Here is an 8,866-nt window from a genome sequence, read left to right on the forward strand (position 1 = left end):
GCCGGCGGCATGACCACGGTGACGGTGACCACGGGGGACGACTGCGTCAGCCCCGCGGTGTGCTCCACCTACCCGGACGAACAGACCATAGAGCTGACGGTGGAGGGGTTGGGGACGCCGACGGCGGCGGAGGAGGGCCCCGACTACACGATCGATCGCAAGACCCTCACCCTGCCGGCGGGTCTGGGGCAGGCGGTGACAACGGTCACCGCCACCATCACGGCGGTGGACGACATCATCGACGACGATGGTGAGAGTGTCGTGGTCAGCGGCACCCGCGGGACCAACGCCGTCGGCACGGCCCAGACCGTCGGCATCACCGACGACGATGCCGCCCCGGTGCCGACCGTGGGAGTGTCGCCGGGAACCATCGTCGAGAACAACGAGATCGCCACGGTGACCGTGACCACCGACAACGGCACGAGCACGTTCGCCACCGACCAGGACGTCACCCTGACGCTCGCGGGCACGGCGGTGGAAGGCGAAGACTACGATGTCCGGTCGAAAACCCTGACGCTGCGGGCCGGCGTGGGCATGAACCATTCCCGCATCAGCACGTCGGTGACCGCGTTGAACGACGCCATCGACGAGGCGGACGAGGAGACGATCCTCATCGACGCCACGCGCGGCACCGGGGCCACGAGCGTCGCGGTGGGGACGCGCCAGACCGTACGCGTGCGCGACGACGACGGCGCGCCGGTCCTGCTGTTCCGGACCACCTCGACGCGGATCGGAGAGAACGGAGGCAGCGCCACGCTGGAGATCACCACGGGCACGGGCTCGACGTACGAGGAGGCGCAGACGGTGACGCTGGCGGTGGCGGAAGGAGGCACGGCGGTGGAGGGCAGCGACTACCGGGTGGGGTCGAAGCGGCTGACGCTGCCGGCCGGCTCCGGCCTCGCACCGTCGACCATCTCCACCACGGTGACGGGCATCGACGACCCCAACTACGAAGGGCTGACGGACCAGACGTTCACCGTGTCGGCGGCCCACGGCGAGACCCCCATCGGCGCGCCCATCACCATCGGCGTGAATGACGACGAGCCGCCGTCACTGCCGGTGCTGGTGCTTGAGCCGCTGACCATATCGGAGGCTTCCACCAGCGAGCAGGGGGGGAGCCAAATCAAGGGGACGGTCTCGCCGCCGGCGGAGGTGGAATTCTGGCTCAGGGTGTGCAACTCGGGACCCGAGCGCGGACGCGTCAGAGTGTCCGCGCGCTTCGCAAGGAGTAACCCCTCAGGGCATCATTGCTTCTATGTGGAGTTCCCGGCCGGATCGTCCTCGTACCTCCCAACACGTCCCACTCCGGTTCTTTACGGGAATGACAACCAGATCGCGAACGGCGACGCCGAAGTCACCATGACAAGCGTCGTGGTTGGCTTCGACAAGGTCGATACCTATCAGGAGCTTCCCAATCACCCTCTGCCGGGCATTCGGACCCCAGAGCCGGTGACCCTGACGGTGACGGACGACGACATCGCGGCGACCACGGTGATGCTGTCGGTGGACGACGCCGAAGTGGGCGAAGGTGAAGGCGTCACACGGATCATCGTCACCGGCACCCTGAGCGGCGAGGCGAGGCAAACCCCTACGGCGGTGAGGCTGTCGGTGGATTCCGGCGCAGGCGTAGCGGCTGCGCTCGCCGGCACGGACTTCACGGCGGTGGACGACTTCGTGCTGACCATCACGGAAGGCGTGACCAGCACGACGACGACGTTCACGCTGACACCCGTGGAGGACTCCATCCACGAACCGGCCGAGACGCTCAGGCTGTCCGGCACCACCCGTGCCGCCGGCGTGGGCATCGCGGGCTCGGTGGAGATCACGGTGATTGACAACGACGCGCCGCCGGAGCTGGTGCTCTCGGTCGTGCCCGAAAGCATCGCGGAGAACGGCGGAACGACCACCGTCAGGATATTTACGGGCTCCGGTTCCACCTACCCCACCCCGAAAACCATCACGCTCGCACTGACCGGCACGGCCACCGAGGGACGCGACTACACCATCGATTCGACCTTGCTGGTGCTGCCCGCGGGCGCGGGCAACGCGCCTTCGTCCGTCGACACGACGATTACCGGTTCGAACGACGAGGAGGCCGATCCGGGCGAGACCATCGTCGTCAGGGGGTCGGTGGACGGCAGCGAGTTCGGCGAGGCCCGGACCGTCATCATCAACGACGACGAGGACGCGCCCAAGGTGACGCTGGTGCTGACCCCACGATCGGTGGTCGAAGGCAGTGCGAGCCGGGTGAGCGCGGAGGTATCGCCGGTGGCGGCGGCGGCGTTCGACGTCACGGTGACGGCGGTGGCGCAGGCTCCGGCCGACGCCGACGACTTCGTGCTCGACGGCACGACGCTGTCGTTCGAAGCCGGCGCGCCTCGAAGCACCGGCGCCCTCACCATCCGGACGACCGACAACGGCGAGGACAGCGACGACAAGACGGTGACCGTGTCGGGCACGGTGACGGCGCCCGGGGTGACCGCCCCCGCGGACGTGGACCTGACCATCCGCGACGACGAGGGTGCGGTGACGCTGACCCTGGAGTCGACGCCGGACACCCTAGCCGAGGACGGCGGCACGGCCACGGTGACGGTGAGGACGGGCACGGACTCGACCTTCGGCGACGACCGGGAGATCGAGCTCGTGCTCGGCGGCAGCGCGATTCGGGGCCGGGACTACACCATCGGGGATACCCGGCTCACGCTGGGGGCGGGCTCCGATTGGGTGAGGACCACGGTGACGGGGCTGCCCGACGATGTGTTCGAGGGCGACGAGACGGTGACGGTGTCGGCGCTGCTCGACGGCATCGGCTTCGGCGCCCAGCAGACCCTGACGCTGACCGACGGCGATACGGCGCCCGCGGTGACCCTGACACTCACGCCGGAGGCCATCACGGAGAACGGCGGCGAGAGCGAGGTGACCGCAACGCTGGTGGCGCCCTCGGAGATCGCCTTCGACGTCACGGTGAGCGCGGAGGCCGTGGCCCCGGCGGTGGCGGACGACTTCAACCTCGCGGGCGCCACGCTGAGCTTCACGGCCAACGCCACCGAGAGCACCGGCACGGTCTTGCTGACGGCGGTGGACAACCCGGTGGATGCGCCTGACAAGCAGGTACGGATCAACGGCACCGTATCGGATCCGCGCTTTGCCGCCCCGGAAGCGGCGCTCCTGACGCTCCAGGACGATGACGAAGCCTCGAACTCGGTGACGGTGACCGTGGAGCCCGCCGCGGTCTCCGAGGCCGCCCGTCCGACGGAACTGACGGTGACCGCGACCTTCGATGCCGGAGCGCGTCGGACGCCGGCCGAATTCGACATTTCGGTGCTGGGGGGCGGCGGCACGAGCGGCGCGGTCGCGAACGTCGACTTCAACGCCGTGAGTGACTTCTACCTGACCATTCCAGCCGACTTCACCAGCGGCAGCGCGACGTTCACCCTCACGCCGCGGCAGGACCGCATACGGGAAGGCACCGAGACGCTTGTGCTCTCGACGGCGCCGCGGGACCTCGACATCGGCGTGACCGAAACGCCTGCCATCCTCCTCACCGACGATGACGCGACGCCGGAGCCCGAGCTGACCGTCTCCGTCGACTCCCTGGTCGAAGGCGGCGACACCGCCGAGGTGATCATCGGCACCGGTTTCGGTACCACCTTCGAGAGCGCGACCACGATCACCCTGACCCTGGCGGGCACGGCCACGCCGGAGAGCGACTACACCATCGACGCCACTTCGCTCGTCCTGCCCGCGGGCATCGGCACGGCGCCGTCCAGCGTGTCCACGGTCGTGGGTGCGCTGAACGACGCCGTGTACGAACCGCTGGAGACCATCGAGGTGTCGGCCCTGCGCGGCGACGACGTCATCGGCACCGCGACGGTGACCATCGAGGACGCCAACGAGCCGCCGGAGTTGGTGTTGTCGGTCAACCCGGAGACCATCCTGGAGAACGGCGGCGTGGCGAATGTGACTGTGTCCACCGGGGACGGCGCCACCTTCCCCGAGGCGCGAACGGTATCGCTGAGCCTTGCAGGCACGGCGACCGCGGGCGAGGACTACACCGTGTCGCCGGTCCGCCTGATCCTGCCGGCAGGCAACGGTTTCGAGCCGGCGAGCGTTTCCGCCGAGCTCACGGCGGTGGAAGATGAACAGGCCGAGAGCGAAGAGACCGTGATCGTGACGGGCACGCTGGACGGCATCCCGTTCGGCGAGGCGGTCACCGTCCGCATCGCCGACAGCAACGGCGCCCCGCGGGTCCTCCTGCTGTTGTCCGCGCCCTCCGTGAGCGAGAACGGCGGGGTGGTGACGGTGCGGGGCATGGTCTCGCCGCCCGTGGCCGAACCCTTCACGGTAGCGATCTCGGTGGCGGCCGTCGATCCGGCCCTGGCCGGGGGCTATGTCCTGAGCGACACCGTGCTGCGCTTCGAGGCCGGCGCCACCGAAAGCACCCGCGAGGTCACCCTGACGGCGGTGGACAACGACCGTCACGAAGGGGACCGGAGTTTCACGATCTCCGGGGCTGCCTCGCTGGATGGGGTGACCTCGCCGCCGGGCGTGGCCATCACCATCGTCGACAACGACGGGGAAGAGGCGCCGCCGGGGGCCTCCCCGGATGTCAACCAGGACGGTGTGGTGGACGGCGACGACGCGCTCGTCATGTACTACGCCTACACCCTGGCGGATCTCGTCGGAGACGGCCACACCGGCGGAGTGCGCCGCTTCCGGCGCATCCTCCTCGCCGGCCGCGCCGCCGGCCCGAACCCAACCGACGCCGAACTGATGCAGATTATCCGCAACGCCAACGCCTGGCGCGCGCACGCCCGCGGCGATCTGACCGGGGACGGGGCGGTGGACGGCGACGACGCGCTCGTCATGTACTATGCCTACACCCTGGCGGATCTCGTCGGAGACGGCCACACCGGCGGAGTGCGCCGCTTCCGGCGCATCCTCCTCGCCGGCCGCGCCGCCGGCCCGAACCCAACCGACGCCGAACTGATGCGGATTATCCGCAACGCCAATGCGCTGCGGCAAGAAGTTCCATGACCTGGAACGTCACGCCTTCTCCTTGGCGGAAGCGGGGACCGGCGGTTCGAGGTCCCAGCCCTTGGCGGAGATGTCCATGATCACGCCGTTGGGACCGCGCACCTTCTCCTCGAAGTAGAAGCTGTGGTGGGAGCCGACGGCGTCGCCGAGGATCTCGGCCCCGGTGCCGTCCAGCTTCGCGTTGGCCTCCTGGACGTCGTCCACCTGGAAACCCATGTGGTGGAGCCCCTCGTAGTCGGCGCCGCCGACCATGTCCGCGGCCTCGTCGGAGGGGTATTTCAGGAACGCGAAGTTGACGTGCCCGTCCGAGAGGAACACGCCGCCGCCGCGCGGCGAGTCGGGCACCTTCTTGATGAACTTGAGCCCGAACACCTTCTGGTAGAAGGCCGCGGTCTTGTCCGGATCCTTGGTGGCGATGGCGATGTGCCTCAAGCGTGCCATGAGTCCTCCTTCTTCTCTTTCGTGCATGCTCCCGGCTGGAGCCGGCGCCGTCAGTCGGCCGCTTCCATGGCCCGGCCGACACCGCCGAGGAACACCTGCCAGAACTCCAGCGACTGCCGCGCGGCGTCCAGGATACCCTCCCACTGGACTTCCGTCGTGGCATAGTTGGCCAGCAGATCCATGGTCTGGCCCTTGTGGTCGGTATCGGCCTCGCGGTGCAGCTTGAAGTTGGGTAGCTGCTCCGCGCTCAGCCCCAGGTCGGTCATCCAGCGCTCCTGGGCTCGGGTCTGGTGCGCGCCGCCGGGAATGATCGGGTCGAGGTTGACGCGCTCCAGCACCGCCACCCCGCCGAGTCCTTCGAGCCATCCCAGGTTGAAGGCGAGCCAGCTCCAGCCGGCGATGGCCGCCCGGGTCGTGGGCAGCGGCCGCGCGTGGTGCACCTCGTCCGCGGTGAGGCCCACGGCCTCGCCGTGCCGCACCCACAAGGTGTAGTGGTCGCAACCGCAACGCGGGTCGAAGAGCATCTCCTCGGTCTCGTGCGCCAGCAGTTCCTTCTTGACCTCCATGTGCGGACAGCGCGCGATGAGGTAGGCCCACGCCGAGCGCCGGCCGCGCACGAACAGGCCGAACTGCTGCGCGATGATCCGTGCCCGGCGCGGAGTCAGCCGCATATCGTAGAATTCCTTGACCTCGGGGGCGGCGAACGCGTCCCGGGTCAACTGGTTCAGCATCTCGTCGTACCGTGCCGCCGTCGCATCCATCGTATCGTACCTGTTCCCTGCCGCCCTGTGGTCAGGCGTCCGCCGGTATGCGCTCCATGGCCTCCAGCACGCCGGCGCGATAGATGGTCATGAGCTCCATGGACTCCCTGACGGCGCCTAGCGCCTCTTCCTGCAACGGTCCGGTGGCGTGCTTCTCGAGGTCGGGCAGGAACATGTCGCTGTGCTCCTCGTCGGCCTGGGAGTGCACGTCGAAGTTGGGCATTTCCTTCATCTTGAAGCCCATGTCCTCGCTCCAGCGCCGGCCCATGCGGGTGGAATGGCCGCCGCCGTGGTCCCCCAGCAGGCGGTCGTCGTTGGCCCACTCGGTCACCGTGAGCGCCGCCAGCCCCTCCAGCCAAGGCTTCTCGCGCGTGATCCAGCCCCAGGCGTAGAGCACGGCGCGGGTGGTGGGAAGCGGGTCGGCGTTCAGGATGTCCTCGGGCTCGAGTCCCACCAGCTTGCCCTGGTTCAGGATCAGGGTGATGTGGCCGTGCTCGCTGAACTCGTCCTTGATCACCTCGCCGTACTCGTGCTGCAGGATCTTCTGCTTCACCGACCAGACCGGGCAGTTGCCGGACACGTGCGCCCAGCAATCCCGGCGGTGGCGTATGAAATGGGCCAGCTCCCGGACGATCACCTGGGCGCGCAACGGCGTCTGCTTGAGGTCGAAGTAGCGGGTCACGACGTCGGAAGCCGAATGCTCCCGCACGATGTCGCCGATGGCCTTGCGCCACTCATGAACTTCCATGCTCGATCCCTCCCGTTCCTGTGTGGCGTCCCGCGAGCCGTCGCATGCTTGGCGGGACCACGACACGTTCCAACTCAATACCCGATGGCACAGCCGTCCTTGCGCGGATCCGACCCGCCCATGAGAACCCCGGTGTCCGGCTCGATGGCGATGGCATGGGCGCCGCCGAAGCTTTCGGGCGCCCCGGAGACCACCTGGTGGCCGCGCGCCTGCAAGGCGTTCACGGCGCCGGCGGCGACACCCGGTTCCAGCGCCACTTCCACGCCGGACAGATGGTTGAACCGGGGTGCGTCCAGCGCCTCCTGCGCGCTCATGCCGAAGTCCACCACGTTGCTGATGATCTGGCTCTGCACCTGGGCCTGGACGTGGCCTCCCTTGAGCCCCACCACCAGCACCGGGCGCCCGTCCCGGCACACGATGCCCGGCATGAGCGTGTGGCTGCAACGCTTGTGCGGGCCGAGGCAGTTGGGATGCCCTTCCTCCAGGCAGAACATGTGGCCGCGGTTCTGCAGCACGATGCCGGTGTCCTCCACCGCCACGCCCGAACCGAAGCCCATGAACAGGCTCTGGATGAAGGACACCCGGTTGCCCCGGCCGTCGGCCACGGCGACGTACTCGGTGTCTCCCGCCACCGGCGCGGCGTCCACGCGGGCCGCCGCCGTTTCCATGGAGATGCCGCGCCGCAGCGCGGCCATGCGCGGTTGCGCCACCAGGTCGCACCAGCTCACGGTCATGCTGTCGCGGTCCGCGAGGTAAAGCTCGCGGTCGGCAAACGCACGCTTCTTGGCTTCGATGAAGAGATGGAGATGATCGGCGCCGTTGTGCTCCATCGCGCCGAGGTCGTAGCCCTCCAGGATCCGGAGCATCTCCAGGGCCACGAACCCCTGGGTGGCCGGCGGCAACTGGTACACCTCATGGCCGCGGTAGGACGCGCGGATGGGCTCCACCCACTCCGAGGCATGCTCCTCCATGTCCCGCATGTCGAAGGCGCCGCCGAGCTTGTGCGAGCAGCGCACGAGCTTCTCCGCCACTTCGCCGCGGTAGAAGTATTCCGCGCCCCCCTCGGCGATGCCGCGCAGCGTACGGGCGAGGTCCGGTTGCCGGAAGATCTCTCCGGCCCGGGGCGCGCGCCCGTCCACCAGGTAGCCCGCCGCCGCTTCCTCGTTCTTCCGGAGCTTGCCCTCCAGGCCGCGCCATTCCGCACTGGTGAAAGCGCTCACCGGGAACCCTTCCTCGGCGTAACCGATGGCGGGCTCCAGCAGCGCCCCCAGCGGGCGCGTGCCGTGGACTTCCAGAAGCGTCTCCCACCCGTGCACCGCGCCGGGCACCGTCACCGAGTGGATACCGGTCTGCGGCACCGCGTCCAGGCCCTGCTTCCGGAAGGCCGCGACATCAACTCCGTGGGGCGAGCGGCCGCTGGCGTCCAGCGCCTTCATCTCGCCGGTCTCGCCGATGTAAAGGAGCGCGAAGGCATCGCCGCCGATGCCGATGGACATGGGCTCCAGCACCCCGAGCATGGCAGCGGTGGCCACCGCCGCGTCCACCGCATTGCCCCCCTCCGCCAACACCTGGACGCCCACCAACGACGCCAGCCGCTGGCTGCAGGCCACCATGCCGTTCCTGCCCATGACCGTGCCCATGAATTCTCCGTTCAGACCGCGCCCATCGAACCGTCATTCCCGCTTGTCGAGCTGTCTCAAAGCGGCGTCCGGACAAGAATTGGCGCCAACCCACCGAGTCGTCATTCCCGCTTCCCAGGCTGCGTTAAAACTGATGACGCAGAGCCCCCCCGAGTCGTCATTCCCGCGGAAGCGGGAATCCAGGGGTGGTGGCGGGGCACTACAGGGGCGTTTCCCCGCCTCGCCACCCCTGGATTCCC

Annotated in this window: 5 protein-coding genes; 1 reads left to right on the forward strand and 4 read right to left on the reverse strand. The window is 68.7% G+C overall.

Annotated features, from left to right (window positions below; genetic code table 11):
* Positions 1-5,037: hypothetical protein (locus OXF11_10655; GenBank protein MCY4487558.1), on the forward strand; the 5,037-nt coding region annotated here is incomplete at its 5' end.
* 9 nt (positions 5,038-5,046) lie between these two features.
* Here the strand turns inward: OXF11_10655 and OXF11_10660 are convergent.
* The 4 genes from OXF11_10660 to ggt form a co-directional block, all read right to left on the reverse strand.
* The gene (locus tag OXF11_10660; protein MCY4487559.1) at positions 5,047-5,478 is read right to left on the reverse strand and encodes a VOC family protein; all 432 of its coding nucleotides are present in this window, start codon (positions 5,476-5,478) and stop codon (positions 5,047-5,049) included.
* A 50-nt stretch (positions 5,479-5,528) separates the two neighbouring features.
* Complete coding sequence (locus tag OXF11_10665) at positions 5,529-6,239, reverse strand: iron-containing redox enzyme family protein (GenBank protein ID MCY4487560.1); 711 nt, start codon at positions 6,237-6,239, stop codon at positions 5,529-5,531.
* A gap of 31 nt (positions 6,240-6,270) precedes the next feature.
* The gene (locus OXF11_10670; protein ID MCY4487561.1) at positions 6,271-6,987 is read right to left on the reverse strand and encodes an iron-containing redox enzyme family protein; all 717 of its coding nucleotides are present in this window, start codon (positions 6,985-6,987) and stop codon (positions 6,271-6,273) included.
* Between the two features lie 74 nt (positions 6,988-7,061).
* Positions 7,062-8,627 (reverse strand): gamma-glutamyltransferase, encoded by a 1,566-nt coding sequence (gene ggt / locus OXF11_10675; GenBank protein MCY4487562.1) that lies wholly within the window; start codon positions 8,625-8,627, stop codon positions 7,062-7,064.
* Positions 8,628-8,866 lie beyond the last annotated feature (239 nt).

It is taken from the genome of Deltaproteobacteria bacterium (genome assembly GCA_026712905.1).
Lineage (GTDB): Bacteria > Desulfobacterota > Binatia > UBA9968 > JAJDTQ01 > JAJDTQ01.

Coding starts and splice junctions, on each gene's coding strand:
- OXF11_10660 (MCY4487559.1), bottom strand. CDS start 5,478: ATGGCACGCTTGAGGCACATCGCCATCGCCACCAAGGATCCGGACAAG.
- OXF11_10665 (MCY4487560.1), bottom strand. CDS start 6,239: ATGGATGCGACGGCGGCACGGTACGACGAGATGCTGAACCAGTTGACC.
- OXF11_10670 (MCY4487561.1), bottom strand. CDS start 6,987: ATGGAAGTTCATGAGTGGCGCAAGGCCATCGGCGACATCGTGCGGGAG.
- ggt (MCY4487562.1), bottom strand. CDS start 8,627: ATGGGCACGGTCATGGGCAGGAACGGCATGGTGGCCTGCAGCCAGCGG.